Source organism: Mycolicibacterium sp. XJ2546, from assembly GCF_053483195.1.
In genome coordinates this window covers 1-1,858 of sequence record NZ_JBEFRW010000038.1, presented here as the reverse complement: position 1 = coordinate 1,858, position 1,858 = coordinate 1, and the positions used below count along the sequence as shown (strand labels likewise).

At 58.5% G+C, this 1,858-nt stretch carries 1 protein-coding gene; it reads right to left on the bottom strand.

Features of this window, described 5'->3' with window-relative positions; all coding sequences use genetic code 11:
• Positions 1-1,589 precede the first annotated feature (1,589 nt).
• Positions 1,590-1,858: hypothetical protein (locus tag ABQE44_RS25705; protein ID WP_448432633.1), on the bottom strand; the 269-nt coding region annotated here is incomplete at its 5' end.

Genomic DNA, 1,858 nt, shown 5'->3' with positions numbered 1-1,858 from the left:
TCACACGCAGCACTGAGTATCGGTCCCTCGCAGTGGTCCGCAGGTCAAGGCACTGCACACGAAGAACCGTGCCGACCATGTCCAAATTCAGGACGTACACTCCGCACATAGGCGACCAGTTCGATAGCCACACATATCAGCAGGCCGGCAAGAACGCCCCCTAATGCCCCAGCCGTCCCGAGCTGAAGGGCTCCAACGCCCACTAACGGCAGACCCACTAGCGAGCCAAAGGTTAGCGCTATCGCGACAATGCGAAGCCGTTCGAAAGTGGCTAGTGCTGCGCGTTCTAGGACTGATTTGAATAGGGTCACCGAAACACAGACTGACATTAGCAACACCACTGCCCTGGATACGGAAACCTGCTCGCTCCCAAGCCAACTAACGAGGTAGGGGGCCAAGATTACTGTAGCGACGCCGAGGAAGACCGCGAGAGCGCAAGCGCTTACTAGCGCAACATCCGCGCGGCGAACTCGACTTGATTCAGGCCCCCGCGGTACCCAACCCTGAAGGATCATAACAACCGGCGCCGACGCGGCATGGATCTGCACGTCGATCCTGTTCACTAGGGCGAACGCTGGCTGAACGCCTGGAGCAACAACAGAAACAATCGCCAGCGGTGCCGCATTGTAAGCAGCGAAGCACAACGCTGAGGCCACCCCGTTACGGTTTAGAACAAGAATTTGTCGCAACGAACGGAGCCGACGGATTTCCGCGCCGTTTCGCTTCGTATCCCACAAAATCCAATACGTTGAAAGCGCGAAGCCCCCACCCATTCCGAATAACATTCCGAGTGGACCCACGATCGCGCTGTGCCCCGCGTACATCAGAAGTACTCCGGCTCCCGTGCCAGCTGCTCGTGGGAATGTATCCAAAGCCAACATAGTGAATGGACGAGCTAGTCCGACAAAGTACCAATTCGCAGTGAGTCCGACGCTAGTTGCGGATATCGCGCCCGCGACTGCGAACAGCGGAGCAGTTGGAGCGAGCAGGTAAGCAACGGCGGCAGCGACAGCCGAAACTGGCAACGTCAGCGCAGCCCTCGCCACTACCGATTCGATATATTCAGTTCGCCGTCCCGTCGCGGAGCCTCGCGCGATTCTTGCCGGGCCAAACCAGCCCCAACCATAACCGACAGCAACAGCGCCGATAGCGCCAATCACTTGCCCGAGTGCAATCACGCCCCAAACGGCTTTTCCACTCGCCGTGATCATTGCTGGGATCGCGACCAACGATGCCGCAGCCAACACGAGTACCGAGAGGCTGAAGCCGACTAAACGGGACCGTATGAATCGCGTAACCGAGCGTCCGAGGGCAAGTGATGTAGAGCGCAGATGCAACATAGGTTGTCGGATGGCCCCTCATTTAGCCGGAAACTTCGACACCTGGCATCCGCCCCAACTAGACCTCACCTAAGACGCCAGCAACCCGACCAGCATAATTGTTGAAGCCCCGGGGGCGATGTCGCCGTTCGCAGTTTCTCAGGATTTTGACGCCCACCTCTACGAAAACGAGTCGCGGCGACCCCTTCCTGACCACCGAGATCACCGGTTCAGACTGCGGCGGCGTGCGTGCAAATAGTAACGTATCCACTACATGGCGAATGGGCCCGACCCGCGATTGCCCACGATCGTTCTTGTCCGCGTGCGGTTCGCGCTCTTGCCAAAGCCGACCCGGGTCAGTATGCGGATATCGTCGGTCTGCGCCCCATCGAACGCGGCGACCCGACTTCCCTTCCACGAGGCCATGACCCTCTCTAGCGAAAGTTTCCGCCCTTCATAATCGATCAACGTGTATTTCACGGTGGTGCTTGCCTTTTGGCTGCCTTGGCGTATCACCCAATATGCACCGGCGATCACGA